This is a genomic window from Aliiroseovarius sp. D2-2 (assembly GCF_055809455.1).
This window is the reverse complement of record NZ_CM147913.1, coordinates 252,393-278,134: the sequence shown is the minus strand read 5'-3', so window position 1 is coordinate 278,134 and position 25,742 is coordinate 252,393. Positions and strand designations below refer to the sequence as shown.

Annotated in this window: 27 protein-coding genes; 14 read left to right on the top strand and 13 right to left on the bottom strand. The window is 53.6% G+C overall.

Annotation, left to right across the window (positions count from 1 at the left end):
- Positions 1-12: 12 nt before the first annotated feature.
- From hslV to AC0L6A_RS01365, 3 genes are read left to right on the top strand one after another with little or no spacing between them, the layout of a single operon-like run.
- Positions 13-570: an ATP-dependent protease subunit HslV gene (hslV, locus tag AC0L6A_RS01375; RefSeq protein WP_473291701.1), complete on the top strand. Its 558-nt coding sequence runs from the start codon at positions 13-15 to the stop codon at positions 568-570.
- Positions 567-1,874 (top strand): ATP-dependent protease ATPase subunit HslU, encoded by a 1,308-nt coding sequence (gene hslU, locus AC0L6A_RS01370; protein ID WP_473291699.1) that lies wholly within the window; start codon positions 567-569, stop codon positions 1,872-1,874. Before hslV ends, hslU begins: the two co-directional genes overlap by 4 nt.
- A gap of 59 nt (positions 1,875-1,933) precedes the next feature.
- Positions 1,934-3,025: an alpha/beta hydrolase gene (locus tag AC0L6A_RS01365; protein ID WP_473291698.1), complete on the top strand. Its 1,092-nt coding sequence runs from the start codon at positions 1,934-1,936 to the stop codon at positions 3,023-3,025.
- On the opposite strand, the gene AC0L6A_RS01360 is transcribed toward AC0L6A_RS01365, so the two are convergent.
- Genes AC0L6A_RS01360 through AC0L6A_RS01350 form a run of 3 tightly spaced genes read right to left on the bottom strand, consistent with a single transcriptional unit; the run spans position 3,022 to position 5,319 of the window.
- Positions 3,022-3,627, bottom strand: coding sequence for a Smr/MutS family protein (locus AC0L6A_RS01360; RefSeq protein WP_473291696.1), 606 nt, complete (start codon positions 3,625-3,627; stop codon positions 3,022-3,024). The two genes, AC0L6A_RS01365 and AC0L6A_RS01360, sit on opposite strands and share 4 nt — an antisense overlap.
- Position 3,628: 1 nt before the next feature.
- Complete coding sequence (gene mltA, locus AC0L6A_RS01355; RefSeq protein ID WP_473291695.1) at positions 3,629-4,660, bottom strand: murein transglycosylase A; 1,032 nt, start codon at positions 4,658-4,660, stop codon at positions 3,629-3,631.
- Positions 4,660-5,319: a Tim44/TimA family putative adaptor protein gene (locus tag AC0L6A_RS01350; protein WP_473291694.1), complete on the bottom strand. Its 660-nt coding sequence runs from the start codon at positions 5,317-5,319 to the stop codon at positions 4,660-4,662. Before AC0L6A_RS01350 ends, mltA begins: the two co-directional genes overlap by 1 nt.
- A 105-nt stretch (positions 5,320-5,424) precedes the next feature.
- Here AC0L6A_RS01350 and AC0L6A_RS01345 point away from each other — a divergent pair, with 105 nt between their 5' ends.
- Positions 5,425-5,919 carry an FxsA family protein gene (locus AC0L6A_RS01345; protein WP_473291693.1) on the top strand — a complete coding sequence of 165 codons (495 nt, stop codon included), beginning with the start codon at positions 5,425-5,427 and terminating at the stop codon, positions 5,917-5,919.
- Here the strand turns inward: AC0L6A_RS01345 and idi are convergent.
- Positions 5,899-6,420, bottom strand: coding sequence for an isopentenyl-diphosphate delta-isomerase (gene idi, locus AC0L6A_RS01340; protein ID WP_473291692.1), 522 nt, complete (start codon positions 6,418-6,420; stop codon positions 5,899-5,901). The two genes, AC0L6A_RS01345 and idi, sit on opposite strands and share 21 nt — an antisense overlap.
- 103 nt (positions 6,421-6,523) lie before the next feature.
- Here idi and secB point away from each other — a divergent pair, with 103 nt between their 5' ends.
- On the top strand, positions 6,524-7,015 hold the full coding sequence (gene secB / locus AC0L6A_RS01335) for a protein-export chaperone SecB (RefSeq protein ID WP_473291691.1): 492 nt from the start codon (positions 6,524-6,526) through the stop codon (positions 7,013-7,015).
- A 12-nt stretch (positions 7,016-7,027) separates the two neighbouring features.
- Here the strand turns inward: secB and dnaQ are convergent, their stop codons facing one another.
- From dnaQ to AC0L6A_RS01315, 4 genes are read right to left on the bottom strand one after another with little or no spacing between them, the layout of a single operon-like run.
- A complete protein-coding gene (gene dnaQ / locus AC0L6A_RS01330) occupies positions 7,028-7,759 on the bottom strand; it encodes a DNA polymerase III subunit epsilon (protein WP_473291690.1) in 732 nt (243 codons plus the stop codon).
- Complete coding sequence (gene coaE / locus AC0L6A_RS01325) at positions 7,752-8,351, bottom strand: dephospho-CoA kinase (protein ID WP_473291689.1); 600 nt, start codon at positions 8,349-8,351, stop codon at positions 7,752-7,754. Before coaE ends, dnaQ begins: the two co-directional genes overlap by 8 nt.
- Entirely contained in the window at positions 8,348-9,196 is an 849-nt protein-coding gene (locus tag AC0L6A_RS01320) for a shikimate dehydrogenase (RefSeq protein WP_473291688.1), read from the bottom strand. The genes coaE and AC0L6A_RS01320 overlap by 4 nt, the downstream gene beginning before the upstream one ends.
- A complete protein-coding gene (locus tag AC0L6A_RS01315; protein WP_473291687.1) occupies positions 9,193-9,792 on the bottom strand; it encodes a Maf family protein in 600 nt (199 codons plus the stop codon). The genes AC0L6A_RS01320 and AC0L6A_RS01315 overlap by 4 nt, the downstream gene beginning before the upstream one ends.
- A 392-nt stretch (positions 9,793-10,184) precedes the next feature.
- On the opposite strand from AC0L6A_RS01315, the gene AC0L6A_RS01310 reads away from it, so the two are divergent.
- From AC0L6A_RS01310 to AC0L6A_RS01280, 7 genes are all read left to right on the top strand, one after another.
- Positions 10,185-10,634 (top strand): CopD family protein, encoded by a 450-nt coding sequence (locus AC0L6A_RS01310; RefSeq protein WP_473291686.1) that lies wholly within the window; start codon positions 10,185-10,187, stop codon positions 10,632-10,634.
- 125 nt (positions 10,635-10,759) lie between these two features.
- Positions 10,760-12,031, top strand: a complete 1,272-nt coding sequence (gene rho, locus AC0L6A_RS01305; protein WP_473291685.1) for a transcription termination factor Rho — start codon at positions 10,760-10,762, stop codon at positions 12,029-12,031.
- 28 nt (positions 12,032-12,059) lie between these two features.
- On the top strand, positions 12,060-13,349 hold the full coding sequence (mnmE, locus tag AC0L6A_RS01300; RefSeq protein ID WP_473291684.1) for a tRNA uridine-5-carboxymethylaminomethyl(34) synthesis GTPase MnmE: 1,290 nt from the start codon (positions 12,060-12,062) through the stop codon (positions 13,347-13,349).
- Positions 13,350-13,367: 18 nt separating this feature from the next.
- On the top strand, positions 13,368-15,245 hold the full coding sequence (gene mnmG / locus AC0L6A_RS01295; RefSeq protein WP_473293339.1) for a tRNA uridine-5-carboxymethylaminomethyl(34) synthesis enzyme MnmG: 1,878 nt from the start codon (positions 13,368-13,370) through the stop codon (positions 15,243-15,245).
- A complete protein-coding gene (rsmG, locus tag AC0L6A_RS01290; protein WP_473291683.1) occupies positions 15,242-15,862 on the top strand; it encodes a 16S rRNA (guanine(527)-N(7))-methyltransferase RsmG in 621 nt (206 codons plus the stop codon). The genes mnmG and rsmG overlap by 4 nt, the downstream gene beginning before the upstream one ends.
- Positions 15,855-16,646 (top strand): ParA family protein, encoded by a 792-nt coding sequence (locus tag AC0L6A_RS01285; protein ID WP_473291682.1) that lies wholly within the window; start codon positions 15,855-15,857, stop codon positions 16,644-16,646. Before rsmG ends, AC0L6A_RS01285 begins: the two co-directional genes overlap by 8 nt.
- 13 nt (positions 16,647-16,659) lie before the next feature.
- Entirely contained in the window at positions 16,660-17,547 is an 888-nt protein-coding gene (locus tag AC0L6A_RS01280; protein ID WP_473291681.1) for a ParB/RepB/Spo0J family partition protein, read from the top strand.
- A gap of 3 nt (positions 17,548-17,550) precedes the next feature.
- Here the strand turns inward: AC0L6A_RS01280 and hemW are convergent, their stop codons facing one another.
- The 3 genes from hemW to rph are packed head-to-tail and all read right to left on the bottom strand — an operon-like array spanning position 17,551 to position 20,019.
- A complete protein-coding gene (hemW, locus tag AC0L6A_RS01275) occupies positions 17,551-18,708 on the bottom strand; it encodes a radical SAM family heme chaperone HemW (RefSeq protein ID WP_473291680.1) in 1,158 nt (385 codons plus the stop codon).
- Entirely contained in the window at positions 18,701-19,309 is a 609-nt protein-coding gene (gene rdgB / locus AC0L6A_RS01270) for an RdgB/HAM1 family non-canonical purine NTP pyrophosphatase (protein WP_473291678.1), read from the bottom strand. The genes hemW and rdgB overlap by 8 nt, the downstream gene beginning before the upstream one ends.
- On the bottom strand, positions 19,309-20,019 hold the full coding sequence (rph, locus tag AC0L6A_RS01265) for a ribonuclease PH (RefSeq protein ID WP_246934190.1): 711 nt from the start codon (positions 20,017-20,019) through the stop codon (positions 19,309-19,311). Before rph ends, rdgB begins: the two co-directional genes overlap by 1 nt.
- Before the next feature lie 71 nt (positions 20,020-20,090).
- Between rph and hrcA the strand changes: the two genes are divergently transcribed.
- A complete protein-coding gene (hrcA, locus tag AC0L6A_RS01260; RefSeq protein WP_473291677.1) occupies positions 20,091-21,152 on the top strand; it encodes a heat-inducible transcriptional repressor HrcA in 1,062 nt (353 codons plus the stop codon).
- Positions 21,153-21,175: 23 nt separating this feature from the next.
- A complete protein-coding gene (locus AC0L6A_RS01255) occupies positions 21,176-21,736 on the top strand; it encodes a nucleotide exchange factor GrpE (protein WP_473291676.1) in 561 nt (186 codons plus the stop codon).
- 48 nt (positions 21,737-21,784) lie between these two features.
- Here the strand turns inward: AC0L6A_RS01255 and mutS are convergent, their stop codons facing one another.
- Together mutS and galE are read right to left on the bottom strand one after the other, a co-directional pair.
- Positions 21,785-24,406 (bottom strand): DNA mismatch repair protein MutS, encoded by a 2,622-nt coding sequence (gene mutS, locus AC0L6A_RS01250; protein ID WP_473293337.1) that lies wholly within the window; start codon positions 24,404-24,406, stop codon positions 21,785-21,787.
- Between the two features lie 95 nt (positions 24,407-24,501).
- Entirely contained in the window at positions 24,502-25,512 is a 1,011-nt protein-coding gene (galE, locus tag AC0L6A_RS01245; RefSeq protein ID WP_473291675.1) for a UDP-glucose 4-epimerase GalE, read from the bottom strand.
- Positions 25,513-25,742 lie beyond the last annotated feature (230 nt).

The window sequence follows — 25,742 nt, the reverse complement described above, 5'->3', positions numbered from 1 at the left end:
TTTGGAGGCGATATGGCGGATACGGAATTTCCCGGCTGGCATGGCACGACGATTATTGGCGTGCGTAAAGGTGGTAAGGTTGTGATTGCAGGGGACGGCCAAGTCAGCCTTGGCCAAACCGTAATCAAAGGCACTGCACGCAAAGTGCGTAGATTGTCACCAGGTGGGTTTGACGTCGTGGCGGGGTTCGCAGGATCAACTGCAGATGCCTTTACCCTGCTTGAACGATTGGAAACCAAGCTTGAGGCCACACCTGGTCAATTGGCGCGTGCTTCGGTCGAGCTGGCCAAAGACTGGCGCACCGACAAATATCTGCAAAAGCTGGAAGCAATGTTGATCGTCACCGACGGCAAGGATTTGTTCGTGATCACTGGTGCGGGCGACGTGCTGGAGCCTGAACATGATGTGGCGGCTATTGGATCTGGTGGCAATTTCGCATTGGCCGCCGCGCGTGGCTTGATGGACAACGATCTGGATGCCGAAGGCGTAGCGCGCAAAGCCATGGCGATTGCCGCTGACATTTGTGTCTATACCAATGGAAACCTGACGGTTGAGGAGATCAGCCAATGACCGACCTGACCCCCCGCGAAATTGTCAGCGAGCTGGATCGCTTCATCATTGGGCAAAGCGACGCGAAACGCGCTGTGGCTGTGGCACTACGTAATCGCTGGCGCCGTAAACAGCTGGCGGATGATTTGCGTGATGAGGTGTATCCGAAGAACATCTTGATGATCGGACCCACCGGCGTTGGAAAAACTGAAATCAGCCGCCGTTTGGCCAAACTGGCCCGCGCACCGTTTCTGAAAGTCGAAGCCACCAAATTCACCGAAGTCGGCTATGTCGGTCGTGACGTGGAACAGATCGTGCGTGATCTGGTCGACGCCGCCATCAACCAAACCCGCGAACATATGCGCGAAGACGTGAAGGCCCGCGCCGAACAAGCCGCCGAAGATCGCGTGATTGAAGCCATAGCAGGTGAAGATGCCCGCGACGCAACGCGAGAAATGTTCCGCAAAAAGCTGCGTACCGGAGAGCTGGACGATCACGAGATCGAGTTAGAGATCGCGGACAGTTCGAACCCGATGCAGATGCTCGATGTGCCGGGACAACCGGGGCAGGGCATGGGAATGCTGAACCTTGGCGACATGTTCGGCAAAGCCTTCGGCGGTCGTACGGTGAAAAAGAAGATGACTGTGCGCGACAGCTATGGGGTTCTGATCTCGGACGAGGCGGACAAGCTATTGGATGACGAAACAGTCACCAAATCTGCGCTGGAAGCTGTTGAACAGAATGGCATCGTCTTTTTGGATGAGATCGACAAAGTCTGCGCCCGCACCGAAAATCGCGGCGGTGATGTCAGCCGCGAAGGTGTGCAGCGTGATCTGCTGCCGCTCATCGAAGGCACCACCGTTTCCACCAAACATGGCGCAGTAAAAACAGACCACATCCTGTTCATCGCCTCGGGCGCGTTTCATGTCTCGAAGCCCTCGGATTTGCTGCCTGAACTTCAGGGTCGTCTTCCGATCCGCGTCGAGTTACGCGCGCTGACCGAAGAAGATTTCGTGCGCATCCTGACCGAGACCGACAACGCCCTGACCCGCCAATACACGGCATTGATGGGCACCGAAGATGTAACGGTTGAGTTCACCGAAAATGGCATTGCGGCCCTTGCCAAGATCGCGGCCGAGGTCAATCAGAGCGTCGAAAACATCGGGGCGCGGCGGCTTTACACAGTTCTTGAACGTGTGTTCGAAGAGCTTAGCTTTACCGCCCCAGACCGCGGTGGCGAATCTGTAGTTGTGGACAAGGCGTTTGTGGATACCCACCTTGGCGCGCTTCTGACATCGACCGATGTAAGCCGCTACGTGCTTTGATGGACTAGGCATAGGCGGTTTCCTCGGCTATCCAGTGGATTAGTCCGAGGAGGCTGCCTTTGCGATTTCTAGCGTTTTTCTTTGTTTTCTTTATTGCAGCTTGTGCACCGCGCGGCACAATCGTCTTCCATCCTGGCGCCAGCGAAGTGGGCGAGCTGCAAAATATCTTTGTCGCCTCGACCCGCGAGCAAGATGAAAACGGTGCGCCAACCAGAAACCGTGGTGGTGAGCTTCTTTTCGGGCAAGTTGGCGTATCCATTCCAAAGACCCGCGAGCCCGGAGAAATCAACTGGCCGGGTCGCGAAACACCTGATCCAGCTAAACACTTCCTTGTCGACAACTACGAACAGTTTGCAGACCAACGATCATTCCAAAATGCTATGTCGCACGATGTCCGTTCTCGGCGTGGCGAGGGGCGTACGGCTGCCGTATTTGTGCACGGTTTCAACAACCGCTTTTCGGAAGGCCTGTACCGTTTTGCGCAGTTGAACGAAGACTTAGACCTTCCATTCCTGCCCGTTCATTACTCGTGGCCCAGCGCCGGACACCCCTTGGGATATGGCTATGATCGCGATTCCATGCTTTTCGCGCGCGATGGGCTTGAGACGACACTGCGTTCCGTTTCGAATTCTGGTGTAGACGAAGTTTTGCTGGTCGGTCATTCGATGGGTGCCCTTTTGGCAATGGAATCATTGCGGCAGATGGCCATTGCCGATGGCCAGAAAGGGCTGAACAAGATCGGTGGCGTTGTTTTGATTTCCCCCGATATCGATCTAGATTTGTTCCGGCAGCAGGCCAAGCGGATCGGAGAACTTCCCCAGCCTTTCGTTATATTCACGTCGTCTCGTGACCGGGCTTTGCAACTATCTGCACACCTCATGGGTCAGAACACGCGCCTTGGCAACAACACAGATGTTGCGGAACTGGCAAATCTGAATGTGACGCTTGTAGACCTTTCCGCGTTCAGCGATGGGCTGGCCGATCACAGCGTTGCCTTTGCTTCGCCCGCGTTTCTGAGGTTGATCAACAGCATTCCAAACCTGTCTACCGCAATTAGCAACAGTCCGACGGTTCGCCCGGGGTTGCTGCCGGGGACCGTGTTGGTTGTTCAGAATGCAACGCGATTGGTGATCCCGAACACGTCTCCTTAACGACGCCGGCGCAAATAGACATAGTAGGCACCTTGCCCGCCATGCTTCAGATGCGCTTCAGTGATTTGAAGCACGTGTTGGCGAAGGGGGGCGGTGTGCAGCCAATGCGGAACTTGGTGGCGCAGAACTCCGTGACGCACGGGGATGGGACCGCCTTCATCTTTGTGTTTTCCCTTTCCGGTAATCACCAAGACCAGCCTGCGATCTGCATCAGCTGCGCTTAGAATAAACCGGGTTAAGATCGGATGCGCCTGCGCGATTGTCATACCGTGAAGGTCAATACGCCCTTCTGGTGAAATACGCCCTTTTTTCATCTTACCGAAAGTTTTGCGATCCATTGCAACGGGGTTTGCTGCAATGCGGTCGCTCATACTTGGGGCAAGATCATGCGGGTTGGGCCGCGCCGACGCGCGCTCACCCAATCGGAATTTGGGGTGTTCGACTTTGATGGGTTTGGGGCGAATTTGCCGCGGGTTTGACACCTCGGAAGGTTCTTCCATCGGTGCGTTGGGTTTTTCCGGGCGAAGTCTTGTGGTGCTTTCGGCCACCTTTTTCCACAGCGATTTATCATCATCGCTGAGCGTCTTGGGCCGTTTCACCATATTACTGGTCCTCGGGCAAAAGCGCGTAGGCACGCTGGATTGGCAAAAGCAAAAACATACGTCCCTGATCCTTGATTTGACCGGCCAACTTACCTGCCAAATCACCTGTCCCCCAGAATATGTCAGCCCGCTGTGCACCCTTCACGCGCGACCCGGTATCTTGCGCAACCATCAAGCGCCGGAAGGGCTCAGCCCCGTCCTTTTCCAGCCAAACCGGAGAACCAAGCGGCGTGTATTTTGGATCAACCGCCACTGATCGGTGTGCGGTGATCGAGCGGTTCATCGCCCCAAGCGGACCTTTGTTTGCAGATACCGCCCCAATTTTCCGAAAGAAAACATAGGAGGGATTCGACATCAAAAGATCATGCCCAGCTTCCGGATTGCGCTTTACCCAGCTTCGGATCACCGCCTGCGAGACCTGATGTTCATTGTAGACACCGCGCCGCACAAGTTCCTTGCCCAATGACCGAAAACTATGGCCATTCGATCCGCCATATCCCAGACGAATACTGCCCCCATCTGGCAGCCGGATCCGCCCGGACCCTTGAATTTGAAGGAATTGAAGGTCAACCGGATCTGCCACCCACGCGATCTCAAGTCCGCGACCCTTAAGGGCGCCACCTTCTTCAATGCTACGTCGGGGCATCCATCTTTGTCCGCTCGTTACCTCGGACGGTTTTGCATAGACCGGGTATCGATAAGTCGCGGTCTCATACCGCGAGCCTCTAAGCTCTGGTTCGTAATACGCAGTGAAAAGCGGGGTTGCGCCGTCTTCGATCAACAAAGGGCGGAAGAAGATTTCAAAAAACGCTTTTCCGTCGCTTTGAGTCTGCGCCAGCGCGCATATCGATTTCCATTGAGGGTCATCCAGATCCCGGCAGGTGTCCAGAAATACGCGCAGCGCGTCTTGGTGGTTGTCATCATGCCAACCATCCAGCTCATCAAACGGCACAAGAGTAATGCGCGCCTCATCCAGGCCCGCATGGGCAGGCATGGCCAAAAGGGCCAGCGCTACTGCTAGCCCCCGAAACATCAGCCACCCGTGGCGACGAGATGCCAATTGGGGTTGTCCGACCCCATGACACGCGCGAAGGTCCAGATATCCTTCTGGCGCTTAATTTCATTGGGGTTGCCTTCGATGATGTCACCGCCTTTGTCGCGTACAACCGAAGTTAGCTCTCCGACAAACTTGACTGCGATCTCTCCCTCACGCGTTGTGGTGTCAAAATTCGCTCCGTCCAGCTTTAGCTCGCGAACGCCAATGAATTTTGCATCAACAGACAGACCTTGAGCATCCCGGCTTTCAACAACGCTGGCGAAGGTTTCGTAAACATCATCCGATAGGAAGGGTTTGATGCTGGCCATGTCGCCCGCTTCGAATCCCATCAAGATCATTTCATATGCACCGCGCGCACCGCCAAGGAATTCAGTGACATTAAACTCTGGCTCGGCAGCCTTCATCGCAGCAAGCGCTAGCGCGGTTGGGCTGTTTTCTTCGGCATGGTCCAAGATATCGCTGTCCAGCCCACCCTCGATCACCTCAAGGTTTCTGGGGCCAAGGCGCCGATCATCTTGGCGCGGCACAGCTGGCTTCTCAAACCCCTCGCGCGTACCCAGCACATCACGCAGACGCAAAATCAAAAACAGGGCAATGCCACCAAGGACAAGAAGCTGGATCAGGGAATTGCTCATGGATACCTCATTTTAAGCGCTAACTAGAAACGCGTTCATCGGTGACATATGTAGGTGCAGTGCCGGGCCAAGTCCACCGGTGTCACGAAAAGGAGATCATTTGCCATGTGGCTTTTTGCATTGTTCATCGCCGTTCCTCTGATCGAGATCGCCTTGTTCATCCAAATTGGTGGTGCAATCGGGTTGTGGCCAACCCTTGCTATCGTAGTCGTAACTGCTGTTGTGGGTACTCAATTGATGCGCGCGCAGGGGGCTTTGGCCATGTCTCAACTGCGTGACAGCTTTGGCCAACTAAACGACCCGACCGAACCGTTGGCACATGGTGCCATGATCCTGTTTTCAGGTGCACTTTTGCTTACACCCGGTTTCTTCACCGATTTCGTGGGGTTTGCGTTGCTTATCCCCGCTGTTCGCCGCGCGGTCTTCAAATGGGCGCGTTCGCGCGTTCAGGTTCAAAGCTTCACCATGGGTGAACAACAAGCGCGCCAAAAGCCGCGGCAGGATGAAGATGTGATCGACGGGGATTTCACGGATGTGACACCTGAAAAGCGTCCAACCCATACCGGGGTTGAGGGGCCATCAGGCTGGACCAAACACTGATTCAGAATGCTTCGTCATGTAGATCTGAAGCCATGGTGTGAAAAGCTCGGGTTGTGCTGCGATCTTAGCCTCTAACGCAGCGCGATCCAGCCAATCAACGGCCTGAACCTCTTCTGGGTTCAAATCCAGATCAGGCGTTGCTTCGCAGTGGATGACAAACAGGTCGACGACTTCGTGCTCAATCAATCCACCACCTACATCGGCACTGTATTCAAGGTTCTCGACCCAGATCGGATCAACGCCCTGGATCCCCAATTCTTCATCAAGTCGACGAATGGCGCAGTCGCGTGGGTCCTCTTCCCAATGTGGATGGGTGCAGCACGTGTTCGCCCACAGATTTGGCGTATGATATTTATCCGCCGCCCGCTGCTGGATCAGTACCTTTCCATCGCAGATCAGAAACACCGACACAGCCTTATGTCGCAAGCCCTTCACGTGGGCTTCCAGTTTTTCAACAGGTGTAAGGGTGCCGTCCACCCATGTCGGAATCATCGTCTTCATAGGGCGCTGATAGCGATTATTTTCCATAGGTAAAACCCTTTGTTGAGGGTCCCTGCCCAACCTGATAAGGACGTTCCGACAGATTTTCCCGAAGGAGAAGACCATGGCCGACGAAGCCGTAGAACAAAAGATTCCCGTCCCGCCCAAGATGCAGGTGTTGGGGCAGTTCATCCGTGACATGTCGTTTGAAAACATTTTGGCGCAAAAGGGCGTTCAAGGTGAAGTTCAGCCCGACATCAGCGTTGAAGTTGCATTGGACGCCAAGACACGTCCCGTTGACCACCAATACGAGGTGATCACGAAATACACGATCGGGTCGAAGAACAAAGCGACCGGTGATCAACTGTTCCTGATGGAACTGGAGTATTCGGGCATTTTCCACGTGGAGAACGTTCCAGAAGAGCAAATTCACCCGTTCCTGATGATCGAATGCCCGCGCATGTTGTTCCCATTCGTGCGTCGCATCGTGTCTGATATCACCCGTGACGGTGGCTTCCCGCCGCTGAATCTGGACACAGTAGATTTCCTTGCCTTGTATCGTCAGGAAATCGAACGCCGTACTGCGGCTGAAAAGGCAGACGCCCCAATCAGCTAAAGAACCTAGAAGTTACTGAAACTTCTTCCAAATTGCGCCGTCGCCCAGCTTTTCCACAAAAGCATCATGGGCGGCGGTTTCTTTTTCAGAAAGGCGCATAGGCAAAGGTTCCGGACGAGGGCGCGGGCGCCAATCTTCATTTGAACCACCTGTACCGGAAGAGGCCTGATTCCCTGCCAGAACAAGGTCAGGCTGCCGCCCGCCGATAAGTTCAAGATAGACTTCGGCCAGGATTTCACTGTCCAAAAGCGCGCCGTGCAACGTCCGCGATGAGTTATCGATCGAATACCGGCGGCAAAGTGCATCCAGCGAAGCGGGCGCGCCGGGAAACTTACTGCGCGCCATGGCCAACGTATCCACTGCACGTTCCCAAGGGATCTGCGGCAAACCCATCCATTTCAGCTCTGCGTTCAGAAACTTCATATCAAAGCTGGCATTGTGAATGACCAGTTTGGCATCGCCAATGAAATCCAGAAATGCCTGTCCCACATGTTTGAAAATTGGCTTGTCTCTAAGAACAATTTCGCCTTTTTCAGCGGGGCGGGGGCTGTTCAGCAGGTCCGGTCCAATTCCGTGCACACCAAAGGCTTCGTCTGGCATGCCGCGTTCCGGGTTTATGTACTGATGATAGGTTTCACCTGTCGGCATGTGGTTGAACAGCTCAAGACACCCGATTTCCACGATCCGATCGCCACTTTGCGGATCAAATCCTGTGGTTTCCGTATCAAGTACAATTTCACGCATCGGCCAGACGTTCCTTTACATGGTCAATCACTTCTTGCACCGCGATCTGTGCGCCGTCCATCGTGACCGTTGGAATAATCACATCCGCACGGGCGCGTTTGTCAGCATCTGGCACCTGTTTTGCCAAAATGGTGTCGAATTGCGCTTCGGTCATTGTCCCGCGTGCAAGAACGCGTTCGCGCTGAATCTTAGCCGACGCAGAAACGACCGCGACCAAATCTACATGCTCATGCGCGCCGATCTCAAACAATAGCGGCATATCCAAAAGTACAATTGGCGCTGAGGTATTTGCCAAGAATGCAGCGCGATCTTCGGCCACCAACGGATGTACGACTAGTTCCAGTTTTTTTAGGGCGTCAGCGTCTTCTGACATCCAAACTTTCAGAACGTCTCGGTTCACTGCATTATCGACGATTGCACTTGGGCAGAGCGCGCGAATTGGTTCAACTGCGGCCCCTCCGACATCATAAATGCGATGAACCGCAGCGTCTGCGTCCCAAACGGGAACACCTGCTTCGGCAAACATTTTGGCCGTCGTGGATTTGCCCATCCCGATCGAGCCGGTCAATCCGATAATAAAAGGCCCGCTCATACCCTTAAAACCGCGTGGCGCAGAGCATCATCCACCTGTGGACGCATGCCAAACCAGCGCTCAAAGCCCGGAACGGCCTGGTGTAGCAACATCCCAAACCCATCAACCACGTGACAACCTGCGGCCTCGGCCTGTTTAAGAAAATCAGTTTTCAGCGGCGCATAGACCAGATCATTTACGACCGCCCCGCGTTTCAACCCATCCAAGGGCACCCGGAATTCTGGCTTGCCGGTCATGCCCAGCGACGACGTGTTCACCACCGTCACCGCATCATCAAGCATGTTTCCAGCTTTTACCCAGTCATACACCACGATCCGAGCCCCAAATTCAGCCCGAAGAGCATCAGCGCGGGCGCGGGTTCGGTTGGACAGGCGGATTTCGGGAACACCAAGTTCGATCAGCGACGCCAGAATGGCGCGTGCCGCACCTCCCGCGCCAAAAACAGCAGCTGGTCCAGTTTCTGGCGCCCAGTCCGGCGCAGATTGGCGCAGGTTTTGTGTAAATCCGTAGCCATCCGTATTATCAGCATGGATTTTGCCATCTTCGCGGAAAATCAGTGTGTTTGCGGCCCCAATCAGCGCCGCGCGATCAGTAACGATGTCGGCCAACTTCAACACGGCTTCTTTGTGAGGAATGGTGACATTCAGTCCAACAAACCCAGCCTTTGGCAGAGTACGAATGATCGTTTCCAGATCATCCAGTTCTACCCGCATTGGAATATAATGACCTGGAATACCCATCGTGCGCAGCCAATGGCCATGCAACCTTGGGGACAAAGAGTGCTCGATCGGGTTACCAATGACGCCCGCTAGCGGAATTCTTGTAGGTTTTTGTGTGTCGCTCATATCTCAAGATCTCCTCGCACTATCAGGTATGACAAAAGCTCGGTCAGGGGCAAACCCAAGACGTTAAAATAATCGCCATCTACTTTGGCAAAAAGGCGAACACCTTCTTCTTCCAGCTTATAGGCGCCAACAGAATGACGAATGCTTTCCCAGTTCCGGTCTACATAGTCTTCGATGTAATCTGTTGATAAATCTCGCATTTTAAGGCGCACAAGGCCGACATGACGCCAAATAGGTTTGCCATCTTCATAAAGGACAGCAGCGGATAACAGCCGATGAACTTTACCAGACATCGCTGCAAGCTGAGCGCGCGCGTCATCAGGGTCTTTTGGCTTGGACAACACCTTCTGATCCAGCTCGGCCACCTGATCACAGCCGAGTACCAGTTGCCCTGGATATTTCTCGCTGATTTTGCGGGCTTTAAACTCTGCCAGCGCATCAGCAAGATCACGAGGGCTCGTCCCCTCAGCTTCAAGCGAGGCGCGGATCATCTCTTCATCAATGCGGGCAGGGATCACGTCAAAGTCGATCGCTGCATTGCGAAGAAGATCGGCGCGGATTTGCGAGGCAGACGCCAAGATCAGGGAAGCGGTCATATGATAACCCTGTGGAAAAACTCTGTGTAAACCTGTTCTGGAATCAGCAGATAACTCGGCCTTGCCGGAACAGTGGGATAAGTCAGACCTTTACTAAGATGAAATTCACATTTCTTCCACTGTTGGTTTTTTTGAAAAGTGCCGGTGTACAAATCCCTTTGTCGGAGTTTCATCCCTTGAGTTATCCCCAACCTGAAATTCGCCGATCATCTAAGAAATATGAACATTCAGAATCCATCCAGATTCCTGAACTTCACTTATCCACCTGTGAACAATTTGCGGGATAGATCAATAATCCCCATTATCCACAGGTCCATACAACAACATCATCTTTCTTTCTTCTTTATTTATTTTATGAAGGTCGAAACGGATCACCGTAAAAAGGGCTAAGAATGAGTGAATTTCTATCTGACGCGTATTTCTGGACGAAATCCCTTCATATCGTATCTGTGATCGCTTGGATGGCGGGTTTGTTCTATTTGCCACGCCTGTTTGTTTATCACGTTGAAGTCGTGGGATCAGGCAATGAAACGGATGAATTGTTTCAAACAATGGAACGTCGGCTTTTGAAAGCCATCATGAACCCGGCAATGATCAGCAGCTGGATTTTCGGCCTATGCCTTGTTTTTACACCTGGTGTGGTCGATTGGGCATTGATCTGGCCTTGGGCCAAAGGAATATCAATTCTTGCCATGACATGGTTTCACATGTGGCTTGGGGCGCGGCGTAAGGATTTCATGTCGGGCGCGAATACGCTGACCGGGCGTCGATATCGCATGATGAACGAAGTGCCGACGCTTTTGATGATCGTCATCGTCTTCTCGGTTGTATTCAAATACTGAGTTTGTTGACTCAAAGATCACCAGCGCCTATGTCTCCTGCCAAGCAGGCCGTCCGGCCATGTGTTTTTCCCAACCTGACATAGACCGCGTGCAAACGCCGTCATGATCTATTTCCGAGCATTTCCATGTCTGAAAACCGTCTGAACCTATCTGATCTGAAAGCCAAAAGCCCGAAAGAGCTGGTGAGCATCGCCGAAGAGCTTGAGATCGAAAACGCCTCGACCATGCGTAAAGGCGAGATGATGTTCTCGATCCTGCGTGAACGTGCTGATGATGAATGGATCATTGGTGGGGATGGAGTCCTGGAAGTATTGCAAGATGGCTTTGGCTTTTTGCGCTCGCCCGAGGCGAACTATCTAGCCGGTCCTGATGACATCTATGTCTCGCCCGACATGATCCGCCAGTATTCGCTACGCACAGGGGACACAGTGGAAGCTGTCATTCAGGCACCCGGCGAAAACGAAAACTATTTTGCCATCACCAAAGTCGAGCGGATTAACTTCGCGGATCCTGAAGATGCCAAGCACAAGGTTGCGTTCGATAACCTGACCCCACTTTATCCTGATGAACGTCTGAAGATGGAGATCGAAGATCCTACCGTCAAAGACCGTTCAGCCCGCGTGATCGATCTTGTGGCCCCAATCGGGAAAGGCCAGCGTTCGCTAATCGTGGCACCCCCGCGCACGGGTAAGACGGTAATCCTGCAAAACATCGCCCACTCGATCGCAGAGAACCACCCAGAGTGCTATCTGATCGTTCTGCTGATCGATGAACGCCCGGAAGAAGTTACGGACATGCAGCGGTCCGTAAAAGGCGAGGTTGTATCCTCGACCTTCGATGAACCGGCCACCCGCCACGTTGCTGTATCCGAGATGGTGATTGAAAAGGCCAAGCGCCTTGTTGAACACAAGCGTGATGTTGTGATCTTGCTGGATTCGATCACGCGTCTGGGCCGTGCGTTCAACACGACTGTGCCGTCCTCGGGTAAGGTTCTGACCGGTGGTGTGGATGCAAACGCCCTGCAACGCCCCAAGCGCTTCTTTGGTGCTGCACGGAACATCGAAGAGGGTGGATCGTTGACCATCATCGCAACTGCGCTGATTGAAACCGGTTCGCGTATGGACGAAGTGATCTTCGAAGAATTCAAAGGCACGGGTAACAGCGAGATCGTTCTGGATCGAAAGATTGCTGACAAACGCGTGTTCCCGGCCATCGACATTATGAAATCCGGTACACGGAAAGAGGATCTGTTGGTCGATGCAAAAGACCTTCAGAAAACCTATGTTCTGCGTCGAATTCTGAACCCAATGGGCACGACAGATGCAATTGAGTTCTTGCTTTCGAAGTTGAAACAGACCAAGTCGAATACCGAATTCTTCGACTCCATGAACACATAAAATGTAACTATAACAATAGGTTAGTCCTATGGACACGATCTATGCTCTTGCCAGTGCCCGCGGTAAAGCGGGCGTCGCGGTGGTCCGGATTTCCGGGCCACATGCGTTTTCGGCTGCTCGCGTCTTGACGGGTGATTTGCCTGCGCCACGTCGTGCCGGTCTGCGACGGCTGGTAAACTCAGATGACATGTTGTTGGACGAAGCCTTGGTACTTTTGTTCGAGGCCGGATCAAGCTTCACAGGCGAAGATGTGGTCGAACTTCAGCTTCATGGGTCCACCGCTGTGGTACGTGCCGTCCTTGCTGTGCTGTCGAAGCAAGAAGGTCTACGCCCAGCGGAACCTGGGGAATTTACGCGACGGGCTTTGGAAAACGAATGTCTCGATCTGGCACAGGTTGAGGGGCTAGCGGACCTTCTGGATGCTGAGACTGAGGCGCAGCGCAAACAAGCCGTAGGGGTTCTATCCGGCGCGTTGGGGGATCTGGCAGGATCGTGGCGTACGGACCTAATCCGTGCAGCGGCGCTTTTGGAAGCGACGATTGATTTTGCCGATGAAGACGTGCCCGTAGATGTCTCGCCCGAGGTGAACAGCCTGATTGATACAACGTTGACCAGTCTGGAGCGCGAGACCGCAGGCACGCGTATCGCTGAACGCATTCGCGACGGATTTGAGGTTGCTATCGTCGGCCGACCTAACGCGGGAAAATCAACGCTTCTGAACGCTCTGGCTGGGCGTGAGGCGGCGATAACGTCAGACGTGGCCGGGACGACCCGCGATGTCATTGAAGTCCATATGGAGCTTGCCGGGTTGCCTGTGACCGTTCTGGATACCGCTGGCGTTCGTGACACCGAAGATCGGGTTGAAGCCATCGGTGTGGCCCGTGCGCGTGAACGGGCGCAAGCCGCGGATTTGCGTGTTTTCTTGCTTGATGGGATGGATGATCAACCAGCTTTGACACCAATGAACGACGATGTCGTTGTGTATGGCAAAGCCGATTTGGGTGCCTCAGGGGACCTTGTGGTATCGGGGAGAACCGGCCAGGGGATCGATCTTTTGGTTAAGAAGATCTCGACCATACTGGAAACTCGCGTTCAGGGCGCTGGTATCGCCACGCGTGAACGTCATCGCATTGCGATGGAAACGGCGCTCTTTTCTTTGGAGGATGCGCGAATCGAGGTACAACACGGCCCCGAGCGCGCTGAATTTGCCGCAGAAGAGATTAGAACGGCCATTCGAGCCCTTGATAGTCTTGTCGGCCATGTCGATGTAGAGCATCTGCTTGACGAAATATTCTCAAGCTTCTGCTTAGGTAAATAGCGTGTGCGTAGTGATGGAGTGTTTCACGTGAAACATCTGGATTTCGATGTGATTGTAGTAGGTGGCGGGCACGCAGGTGCGGACGCTGCCCACGCCGCTGCGCGTATGGGCGCAAAAACGGCTTTAATCACGTTGCGCAAGGAAGATTTGGGCGTCATGTCCTGTAATCCTGCCATTGGCGGCCTTGGGAAAGGTCATTTGGTTCGCGAAATTGATGCGCTGGATGGCTTGATGGGGCGCGTCGCAGATCAGGCCGGAATTCAGTTTCGCCTGCTGAATCGGCGTAAAGGCCCTGCTGTACAAGGGCCACGCGCACAAGCCGATCGCGCGATTTATCGTAAAGCCATGTCTTACGAGATCTTATCGACCGAAGGTTTGACCTTAGTTGAAGGCGAAACCACCGACCTTCTGATGGAAGGAAACAGGGCAAGCGGAGTGGTTTTGGAAGACGGATCGCAGCTGTATTCCAGCGCTGTTGTGTTGACCACGGGCACTTTTCTTCGCGGCATTATCCATATTGGGGATCAACAAAAACAGGGCGGTCGCATGGGTGATCGGCCATCTGTTCGCCTGGCCGAGCGCATTGATTCCTTTGGGCTTCCCTTGGGAAGGCTGAAAACAGGGACACCTCCGCGCCTAAACGGAAAGACTATCAACTGGGACATTCTAGGATCTCAGCCCGGCGATGATGATCCCACGATGTTTTCGTTCATGAACAAAGCGCCCACCGCGCGTCAGATTTCGTGCGGGATCACACATACGAATTCGAAGACTCATGACATCATTCGCGCAAATCTTGATCGTTCCGCCATGTATGGTGGGCAAATTGACGGGGTAGGCCCGCGATATTGTCCCTCGATTGAAGACAAGATTGTGCGGTTTGCAGACAAGGAAAGCCACCAGATATTCCTTGAACCCGAAAGCCTGAGTGATGACACGGTGTATCCGAACGGGATCAGTACGTCATTACCTATCGATGTTCAGGAAGATTATGTAAAGTCAATCGAAGGCCTTGAAAACGTTGAGATTCTACAACCCGGTTATGCGATTGAATATGACTATGTAGATCCGCGCGCCTTGACCGAGACGCTCACCCTGCGGGATGTGCCCGGCCTTTATCTGGCAGGACAGATTAACGGGACAACGGGATACGAAGAAGCCGCTGCTCAAGGGCTGGTCGCTGGGACTAACGCGGCGCTTGCGGCAAAGGGCAGGGAGCCCGTGATCTTTTCACGCTCTAATTCCTATATCGGCGTTATGATTGACGACTTGATCACCCGCGGAGTTACTGAGCCATACCGCATGTTTACGTCGCGTGCTGAGTATCGACTTTCTTTGCGTGCAGACAATGCGGATCAGCGGTTAACGCCGACTGGAATCGATCTGGGCTTGGTTAAGGAAACGCGGAAAACAGCCTTTGAAGCCAAACAAGAAGCGTTGGCGAACGTGAAAGAGCGGTTAACGCAGGCAACGTACACCCCACAAGATCTTGTGGGTATTGAAGTTAAAGTACGTATGGATGGTGTCCGACGCTCAGCATATGAGCTTCTTGCCTTTCCAGATATGAGTTTTGACAAGTTAACGAAGCTTGATCCAAGCCTTTCCGAAATAGATAAAGAGGTTCAGCTTCAAGTCGCCCGGGACGCACTTTATGCAAACTACATTGATCGCCAGCAGAAAGACGTTGATGCCCTGAAACGGGATGAAGCACAGATTATTCCCGAAGGCTTTGAATACAAAGGGCTTAGCGGGCTTTCGAACGAGCTTGCATCCAAGCTTCAGGCGGCGCGACCTCGTACACTGGCTCATGCAGGGCGGGTTGAAGGGATGACCCCCGCGGCTTTGACACTGCTTTTGTCGAAGATTCGCCAGTATGAACGGAAGCGCAGTGCATGAATCATGCTGAATTTTTGCGTCACGTCGATGTTTCACGTGAAACATTCGACCGTTTCGAGGCCTATGTCGCCCTTCTTAAGAAATGGAACCCTGCGATCAATTTGGTCGCACCAAGCACGCTTTCTGAGATTTGGACACGCCATATCCTGGATTCTGCCCAAATATTCGAAATTCGCCCTGAAGGCAGCAAAAACTGGTGTGATTTAGGGTCAGGTGGTGGCCTTCCGGCCGTTGTCATCGCGATCATGGCCAGAGAAAGCGCGCCCGAACTTAAAGTTACCTGTATTGAAAGCGACACGCGAAAAGCGACTTTCCTGCGTACAGCCGCACGCGAGCTTGAGCTACCCCTTACTGTGGTGGCTGAGCGGGTCGAAAAAGCGAACCCGCAGAAAGCAGATGTACTGTCCGCGCGAGCTTTGGCATCCTTGGGCAGCTTGTGCGGTTTTGCCAAGATGCACCTGAAAACGGGCGGCGTTGCTATTTTTCCCAAAGGCGAAAACTATCGCCGGGAAATACAGGAAGCTCTTGAAAACTGGACGTTTCAGCTTGATACATATCCAAGCAAGACTCATCCAAGCGCCTTTATTCTGAAGATCGGAGAAATCTCACGTGTCTGACTCATTCCAAGAACGCGGGCCGAAGATTATCGCCATCACCAATCAAAAAGGTGGTGTTGGAAAGACAACTTCAACGATCAATCTTGGGGCAGCACTGGCTGAGGCCGGAAAAAGTGTTTTGCTAATCGATCTTGATCCGCAGGGGAATGCCTCGACTGGATTGGGGGTTTCGCCGGATGATCGCGACATAAGCACCTATGACCTTCTGTTAGAAGAAGCGTCGATTCTAGAGGTGGTTCAGGAAACGCAGATCAAGAATCTGCTTATCTCACCCGCTACAACGGACCTTTCATCGGCCGATATTGAGCTGGTTTCGAACGAAAGGCGCAGCCACCTTCTGCGCGATTCATTACGAGATGTTGCGTTAGCAAAGCTGAATCTAGACTATATCTTGATTGATTGCCCACCATCTTTGAATCTTTTGACAGTGAATGCCCTGGTTGCGGCGGACAGTGTTTTGATCCCGTTGCAAAGTGAATTCTTTGCGCTTGAAGGTTTGTCGCAACTTTTGCTGACCGTCCGTGAAATTCGGCAGGCGGCTAACCCCAACCTCAGAATCGAGGGTATTGTGCTGACCATGTATGACAAGCGTAACAACTTGTCCCGACAGGTCGAGGCGGATGCACGCGAAAACCTTGGTGAACTGGTGTTCAAAACCGTAATTCCGCGCAATGTGCGGGTCAGCGAGGCGCCCTCTTTCGCGCTTCCTGTGTTGATGTATGATCCGACGTCCAAGGGCAGCCAGGCCTATCGTGATCTGGCAAAAGAGCTAATTAGAAGATAGTCGGAGGCGCATTATGAGCAAATCACAGAAGAATCGCGGTTTGGGTCGCGGATTGTCAGCGCTGATGGCTGATGTTGTCGTTGAAGAACCGACAAAAGAAGCATCCTCAGAATCGCGGCGCGCGGACATGATGGTGCCGATCGAAAAGATTTCGCCCAACCCGGAACAGCCACGGCGCACCTTCACGCAAGAACAGCTGGATGATCTTGCTGCGTCTATCAAAGAGAAAGGCGTCATTCAGCCGCTCATTGTACGCCCAAAGCCCCAAGCTGACGGCGAGTTTGAGATCGTCGCCGGCGAACGTCGCTGGCGCGCGTCGCAAATGGCAAAATTACACCAAGTCCCTGTAGTCATTAGAGAATATAGTGATACTGAGGCACTGGAAGTTGCCATTATTGAGAACATTCAGCGCGCGGATCTGAATGCGATTGAAGAAGCAGCAGGTTATCGTGACCTGATGGATCGCTTCGGTCATACACAGGAAAAAGTGTCCGAGGCTTTGGGCAAAAGCCGCAGTCATATCGCGAACCTTCTTCGCCTTTTGAACCTTCCAGAGGATGTTCAAGGCTTTGTTCGTGATGGCAAGCTATCGGCTGGGCACGCACGGACGTTGGTCACAGCGGAAAACCCATCCGCTTTGGCGCGTGAGATCATCAGCAAAGGCCTATCTGTTCGCGCCGCCGAGAAGCTGGCGAAGGGGCCGGGACCGTCTAAGCCGCGTCAGATAAGCACGAAGTCTGAAAAAGATGCTGATACCAAGGCTCTTGAATCGGATTTGTCCGCTGCCACTGGCATGAAGGTTCAGATCGATCATAAGGCCGGGGGTGAAGCGGGCACGGTTACCGTTCGCTACCAAAATTTGGATCAGCTGGATGATATCTGCGGAAAACTGTCCAGCTAAGTGTTAGTCAGCCAGCAATTCACGCAAAATCCCATTTAACACAGGGCGGCCATCTTCGGTCGCCCGAAGTGTATTCCCATCAAGGTCAATCAAAGCCATCTCTAGTAAGTCTTTGATTTTGCTTTGATTTAGAGCTGATTCATGGATTGAACTAAGGCGATCAAGATCGATCCCCTCAGCCGTGCGCAGTCCCATCAAAAGAAACTCTGTTGCCCATTCATCGGCTGGAATTTTGTCACGCAAGCTTTCCCCGCCGCCAATCGACGCTGCGTTCAGCCATTCATTGGGGGAAAGGGCGGTTTCTGTGGCGTATCGCGTCCCATTTAGGGTGATGCGACCGTGCGCGCCGGGACCGATGCCCAGCCAGTCGCCAGAGCGCCAGTAAATAAGGTTATGGCGGCTTTCATCGCCGATTTGGGCATGATTAGAGACTTCGTAGGCCGGAATCCCAGCCTCGCGCGTGATGCGTTGAGTCAGGAAATACATGTCCGTTGCCTGCTCGTCTAAAGGCAACCCCTTTAACTTGCCGGCCTCATGACGTGCTCCGAAAGCCGTTCCGGGTTCAATCGTGAGCTGGTAAAGCGACATGTGCGCTGGGTTATAACTGATTGCCTCGCGCAGTTCAGCCTCCCACGCATCCAAACTTTGGTCTTGCCGTGCGTAGATCAGATCGAAATTAACACGATCAAACACTGATTTGGCCAGTGTTAGAGCCTGTTTTGCCTCTTCCACGCTGTGAAGACGGCCAAGTTTGCGAAGATCATCTTCGTTCAACGCCTGGATACCCATCGAGACGCGATTTACACCACCATCTTTGTAGCCACGGAAGTTCTGCATTTCGATCGAACTTGGGTTAGCTTCAAGCGTGATCTCAATGTCATTGGAAAATGTCCAATGCTGGCGCGCTTCTTCGATGATTGCGGCCACGGTTTCCGGGTCCATCAGGCTGGGAGTGCCGCCGCCGAAATAGATGCTGTCCAGCACGCGGCCCTGAGTTTCAGCGCCACAGCGTCGAAGTTCGGCTAAATAGGCATCTTTCCATGCGGTTTGGTCAATCGACGCCGACACATGACTGTTGAAGTCGCAATAAGGGCATTTTGATGCGCAGAAGGGCCAGTGCACATAAAGGCCGAAGCCCCCGATTTGCCAATTCTCAGGCAAAGGCGCCCTTCACCAGCTTGGCAAACGCATCGGCGCGGTGGCTCATCTGGTGCTTCTTGTCTGGGTCCATTTCGCCGAATGTGATGTCAAATCCTTCGGGCACAAAAATCGGGTCATAACCAAAACCCAGATCCCCACGCATAGGCCAAGTCAAAGACCCATCAACTTTGCCCTCGAAAAGCTCGTCGTGACCGTCGGGCCATGCAAGGCAAAGCGTGCAGCAAAAGCGGGCGGTACGGGGGTAAGGGGCGTTCTTTTCTTCCAAAAGCGACCAGGTTTTTCCCATCGCCATTGGAAAATCACGGCCATTGGGGGTCTCAGCCCAATCGGCCGTATAAACGCCGGGCGCTCCGCCCAAAGCGTCGACCATAATGCCACTGTCATCGGACAGGGCGGGCAGGCCGCTTTCTTTTGCAGCAAAATGCGCCTTGATTCGGGCGTTTCCAGCAAAGTTATCTTCTGTTTCTTCTGGTTCCGGGAGGCCAAGTTCGCCTGCCGAGGTGACCTGAATGCCAAACGGGGCAAGAAGCGCAGAGATTTCGCGCAGCTTGCCCGCGTTATGCGTGGCGATCACCAGATTCTTACCGTCGAAACGACGCATTACGACGTTGCCTCGATCTGTGCGGCGACCAATTCGTTAACACCTTTATCTGCAAGGTCCATCAGCTGGTTCATTTGATCACGGGTAAAGGTAGATCCTTCAGCCGACATTTGAACTTCGATCAGTTTCGGACCGCACAGAACAAAGTTGCCATCAACGCCTGCTTCGCTGTCCTCTGGGTAATCCAGATCTAGCACTGGCTGACCCGCGTAAACTCCGCATGAAACAGCTGCGACGGGATCCATCAGTGGATCCGTGGTAACATCGCCAGCTTTCAGCAGTTTGTTCACAGCAAGGCGCAGCGCAACCCAACCGCCGGTGATTGCAGCACAGCGTGTGCCGCCATCGGCTTGAATGACATCACAATCAACTGTGATCTGGCGCTCGCCCAGTCCAACTAGATCAACACCGGCGCGCAAGCTGCGCCCGATCAGGCGTTGAATCTCGACAGTGCGGCCGCCTTGTTTGCCGGCAGCCGCTTCGCGACGCATGCGTGATCCGGTGGACCGCGGCAGCATTCCGTATTCTGCAGTTACCCAACCCTTGCCAGAGTTGCGCAGAAATGGGGGTACGCGTTCTTCCAAAGACGCGGTACACAGAACGTGTGTATCACCGACGCGGATCATGCAGGATCCTTCTGCGTGTTTTGTTACCCCGGTCTCGATTGAAATCGGGCGCATTTGATCTAAATTCCGACCAGAGGGACGCATGGCTTCTTCCTTTGTTTCCGCTTTTAAAGCGTGATAGCCATGGGTCTGGCAAAAAGGCAAGGCGTAAGCTGATGGCAGATGGCCCTGAATTGATGGAAGATATGAACGATCGCTCGCGCGAGGTGTTCCGCTGTATCGTTGAAAGCTATCTTGAAACGGGCGTGCCGGTTGGGTCGCGCAGCCTTACCCGCAGCTTGACTGAAAGCGTCAGCGCGGCAACCATTCGTAATGTTATGCAGGACTTAGAGTTCATGGGGCTGTTGAACAGCCCGCATGTGTCTGCAGGTCGTATCCCCACCGAACTTGGCTTGCGAATGTTTGTTGATGGGCTGTTAGAGGTTTCGGATCTGACGAAAGACGACCGTCAGAAAATCGACGCCACAGTGGGTGGCGAAAGCAATATCAGTTCGATGATGGACCGTGTGGGCGCTGCACTGTCGGGGATAACTGCCGGGGCAAGTCTTGTTCTAACCCCCAAGCACGAAGCCCCGATTAAACATATCGAATTCGTATCACTTGGCCCGGACCGCGCCCTTGCAGTGCTGGTTTTCGCTGATGGCCATGTCGAGAACCGTGTTTTTGAACCGCCCGTAGGACAAACGCCAAGCTCTATGCGAGAGGCCGCGAATTTTCTGAATTCATTGGCAGAAGGGCGCACGATATCAGAGCTTCAGGGGATCGTTTCAAAGGAAATCACCCATCGCCGGCAAGAACTGGACACACTTGCGCAAGTGTTGATCGAAAGTGGCGCCGCGATTTGGGAGAATGAAGGCCAGCCGTATGAGCGTTTGATCGTGCGTGGCCGCTCGAATCTTTTGACCGAGGACGCTGAAGAAGTCGATTTGGACAAAATCCGCACGCTGTTTGATGACCTTGAACGCAAGCGAGATATCGCAGATTTCCTTGATCTGGCCGATCAGGGCGAGGGTGTGCGCATTTTTATTGGCTCAGAGAACAAACTTTTCTCACTTTCGGGTTCCTCTTTGGTGGTTTCACCTTATATGAACGCTGATCGAAAGATTATTGGTGCTGTCGGGGTGATTGGTCCGACACGGCTGAACTATGGGCGGATTGTTCCAATTGTGGACTATACAGCCCAGCTGATTGGCAAGATGATCTCGGATCGTGGATAAACGCCGAGGATAGAGGCAAAGATATGACGGACGCGAAGACCGAACACGCAGAGGAACTGGAACCGGGCATCGACAAACTGATGACCGAGGAAGTGACCGTGGACGACGAAGTAAGTCTTGAGGATCAGCTGGTCGCGTTGCGCGCCGAGCGTGACGAGATGAAAGATCGTTTCATGCGTGCGCTGGCAGATGCGGAAAACACCCGCAAACGTGGCGAACGTGATCGCCGTGAGGCCGAGAACTACGGCGGCTCAAAGTTGGCGCGCGATATGCTTCCGGTTTACGACAATATGAAACGCGCGCTTGAGGCTTCAAGCGAAGCCGGCGAAGCGGACAAAGCGCTGCTGGAAGGCGTTCAGCTTACGATGCGCGCGCTTCTTGGCATTTTCGACAAGCACGGCATTCATCTTATGGCCCCTGAAGTGGGTGATGAATTTGACCCTGAAGTGCATGAGGCCATGTTCGAGGCCCCTGTGCCCGGCACCAAGGCTGGCGATATCATTCAGGTAATGGCCGAAGGCTTCATGTTGCACGATCGCCTTCTGCGCCCAGCACAAGTTGGCGTGTCTTCGTCACCAAAGTAAGCTGCTTACAGGCAAAAGATTAAAGCGCCCTCGGATTTCCGGGGGCGTTTACTTTTCTGCTGCCAAATCTTTCAGCTCGTAAAGCAAGTTAAGCGCTTCGATTGGCTTAAGGTCGTCAGGGTGAATATCTTTTAGCGCACGCTCAAGATCACTGTTGCCCGAAGCTTTGGCTGGTGCCGGTTCTGCAATGGCAGAGAAAAGCGGAAGATCATCAATCACGGCCTTTTGGCCGGAATCCTCACGCTCTCCTTTTTCCAATGCTTCAAGAACAATATTTGCACGGGCAACGACGCTATCAGGAAGCCCCGCAAGTTTCGCGACTTGAACACCATAAGACCGATCCGCGGCGCCCTTACGAACTTCGTGCAAGAAGATCACCTCGCCTTCCCATTCTTTTACGGCGATGGTCGCGTTTTCGACCCCATCCAGCTTGTCGGATAGCTGGGTCATCTCGTGATAATGGGTGGCAAACAAAGCGCGGGATTTGTTGACGTCGTGAAGGTGTTCCAGAGTGGCCCAGGCAATCGAAAGCCCGTCATAAGTCGCAGTGCCGCGCCCGATCTCATCCAAAATGACAAGCGCGCGGTCATCTGCTTGGTTCAGAATGGCAGCAGTTTCGACCATTTCGACCATAAAGGTCGACCGCCCACGCGCCAGATCGTCCGAAGCACCCACGCGGCTGAACAACTGCGATACCAATCCTATATGGGCGGATTTTGCGGGAACAAAGCTGCCGGCTTGGGCCAATAGCGCTATCAATGCGTTCTGGCGCAAGAAGGTCGACTTACCGGCCATGTTCGGACCGGTTAAAAGCCAGACATCGGCAGGTTTTTCTCCGTCCGCAAGGTCGCAGTCGTTGGCAACGAAGGCCTCGCCAGACTTGCGCAGGGCTGCTTCGACCACGGGATGGCGCCCGGCTTCCACGTGGAACAATCGGCTGTCATCGACCTTGGGTGCGGACCAGTTTTCGGATCGGGCGAAGTCAGCAAAGCCAGTCGCTACATCAATCTCTGACAAGGCGCGCGCGGTGTCTGAGATTTGGGCTACCTTGTCCAAAATTGCGCCTGTTAAGGTGGAATAGAGACGCTTTTCAATCTCAAGTGCTCTGTTTCCTGCATTCAGGATCTTGGTTTCCATATCGCTAAGCGCGACGGTGGTGAAGCGAACCGCATTGGCTGTGGTTTGCCTGTGAATATAGGTTTCCGACAGTGGCGCGTTCAGCATCTTTTCGGCATGTGTCGCCGTAGTTTCAATAAAATAACCCAGCACGTTGTTGTGCTTGATCTTAAGCGTGCTTATTCCGGTGTGTTCCGCATATTGCGCTTGCATTGTTGCAATGACACTGCGCCCCTCGTCACGAAGCTGCCGGGCTTCGTCCAGTTCTTCATCATAACCCGGCGCGATATAACCCCCGTCGCGGGCCAAAAGTGGGGGTTCTGCCACAAGCGCCTGATCAAGAAGCTCGATCAGATCATCATGGCCGCGCAGATTGGCCGAGGCTTCAGCCAATTTTGACGGAAGATCTGACTGTGAAAGGCTATCTGCAAGATCGCTGGCGGCGGCAAGCCCGTTACGGATAGCCCCAAGATCCCGCGGACCACCGCGTTCCAAGCCAAGGCGCGATAGCGCACGGTCGATGTCTGGAACGCTGCGCATAAACTCGCGCGTATTCTCGCATATTAGTCTCTGTTCAACCAGAAAACGGACCGCATCCAGCCGCGCATTGATCTCGGGCAGGGTCCGCGACGGGCTTGAAACCCGCCGTTCCAGCAATCGCCCACCACCCGAAGTTATGGTGCGGTCTATAACTGACAAAAGCGATCCATCGCGTCCGCCTGACAAGCTGTGGGTCAGTTCAAGATTTCGGCGCGTGGCGGCGTCAATCTGCATCGTGCCATGCGCCTGCTCCTTCACAGGTGCGCGCAGCAGGGGCAGTTTGCCTTTCTGTGTGATGTCCAAGTATTCGACAATCGCGCCCATCGCGCCCAGTTCGGCCCGCGAAAAATTGCCAAAAGCGTCTAGGGAACCAACCTTATACAGGTCAAGCAGCCGTTTTTCAGCCCCCGTGCTGTCAAAGGCAGCTCGCCCAACCTCTGTCGGGGAAGCGCCGGATTCAGTCACTATTTCGGCGTAATCCGGATACCCGGCCTCGGACATAACAACTTCGCGGGGGGCAAGTCGGGCAAGCTCTGGACCCAGCCGAACAGGCGGACATGGCATCACGCGAAATGCTCCGGTCGAGATATCAACCCACGCCAGGGCACCTTCGCCGCGAACTTCGTTGAAGGCTGCAAGAAAATTGTGACGGCGGGCGTCTAGCAGGCTTTCTTCTGTCAAAGTCCCAGGGGTGACCAATCGTACAACATTGCGTTTTACGACGGACTTCGCGCCACGCTTTTTGGCTTCGGCCGGACTTTCCATCTGTTCACATACCGCAACACGGAAACCTTTGCGGATAAGCGTCAAAAGATATCCTTCGGCAGCATGGAACGGCACGCCACACATGGGGATGTCTTCGCCAAGATGCTTGCCGCGTTTGGTTAGCGCAATATCCAGCGCTTCGGCCGCTGCAACGGCATCATCGAAGAAAAGCTCGTAAAAATCGCCCATGCGATAGAACAGAAGGGCGTCTTGATAGCCCTCTTTGATCTCAAGAAACTGCGCCATCATTGGCGTGATCTTGGCTGGTTTATCGCTCACCTGCTGCCCCCCGGCGAATTGCTTTGCGACAGACTAGGACGTCATGCGCCGGGGTGAAAGAGGGGTCAGGTGTTTTTGCGGCGCGAGACCCAATTCCAGCTGGATTGGCACATCTCATCCAGACCACGTTCGGCTTCGAAGCCCAGAATTTCCCGGGCCTTTGATGGATCACCATAGACGCTGGCAACATCACCCGTGCGCCGCGGGGACATTTGGTAAGGAAGCTCTTTGCCCGAGGCTTTTTCGTAGGCGCGCAACATGTCCATCACCGAATACCCAGTACCGGTACCCAGATTTACGGTGTGACTTTCGTTGGTTTCTAGCAAAGCACCAACTGATTGAACGTGCCCGCGGGCCAAATCCATTACGTGGATATAGTCGCGAACACCGGTTCCATCGGGTGTGTCGTAGTCATCGCCGAAAACCGAAAGCTTCTCAAGCTCGCCAGTTGCGACCTTTGCAATATACGGCATCAGATTGTTCGGAATGTCGTTGGGATCTTCCCCGATCAGTCCTGTTTCATGCGCGCCGGCGGGATTGAAGTACCGAAGAATGCCGAACGCCCAGCGATCATCGGCGGCGGCGATCTGCTCCAGTGACTCTTCGCAGACAAGTTTCGTGTAACCGTATGGATTGTTAAAGCTGCGCTTTGCCGTTTCAGGAACGGGCAACTGGTCGGGCTGGCCGTAAACCGTGGCTGAAGATGAAAAGACCAGACGGAATACGCCGGCGGCCTTCATCACATTCAGAAGTGTGTACAGGCCCGAGATGTTGGTGGTTAGATAATCCAGCGGTTTCTCGGTGCTTTCACCAACGGCTTTCAACGCGGCAAAGTGGATCACGGCGTCGAATTTGTGCTCTGCAAAGACACGCGTCATAAACGCTTCGTCCAGCACATCGCCGTCTACGAGGACCACATTTTCGTTGCTGATCACCTCGAGCCGGTCAGGCACATCCCGCTGCGCGTTCGAGAAGTTGTCCAAAATGACAACCTCGTACCCAGCTTTGGTAAGCTCAACGAATGTATGCGACCCAATGAAGCCCGCACCGCCGGTAAGAAGGATTTTTTGTGCCACGTGACGCCTCCAAATCTAATGGCTCACATATAGGCTGGATCGCCCCGAAAGGCACGAGGGAATGATTTACAGCCACTGAATTTCGAATGTTACCGCACACAGACTTCGGATTTCCAAGAATTACCGAAAAACACGGCTTTAGGACATAATAATATCCGAATAGCGGTTGAGGACCGGTTTTTACCCCTGTAAGGGTTGGACTTCGAATGAAGACGACAAAGGCCCGAAAA